Source organism: Chryseobacterium sp. CH25, from assembly GCF_004119455.1.
Lineage (GTDB): Bacteria > Bacteroidota > Bacteroidia > Flavobacteriales > Weeksellaceae > Chryseobacterium.
Map to the genome: position 1 here is coordinate 1 of NZ_NRQT01000054.1, position 281 is coordinate 281.

At 34.5% G+C, this 281-nt stretch carries 1 protein-coding gene; it reads right to left on the reverse strand.

Annotated elements, in window-relative coordinates; all coding sequences use genetic code 11:
- Nucleotides 1-93 precede the first annotated feature (93 nt).
- Nucleotides 94-281 (reverse strand): hypothetical protein (locus tag BOQ64_RS23370; protein WP_164975878.1); only part of this gene is annotated, 188 nt, incomplete at its 5' end.

Genomic DNA, 281 nt, shown 5'->3' on the forward strand with positions numbered 1-281 from the left:
GCATTTCTTCAAATGAAATCTGATGATAGTGTAGATTAAGTTCTGAAATTTCCTTTAGCCCGTGGGTTTTACGGTTAGGATTCAAGAGATAATCTAAAAATCATTGTGTCGATAATCTACATCTTCACAGGCATATTTCGTGAGTTCTTCTTTCGGAACTTCGGTAATAACTCTACCGTTTAGCATTTCTTCAAATGAAATCTGATGATAGTGTAGATTAAGTTCTGAAATTTCCTTTAGCCCGTGGGTTTTACGGTTAGGATTCAAGAGATAATCTAAAA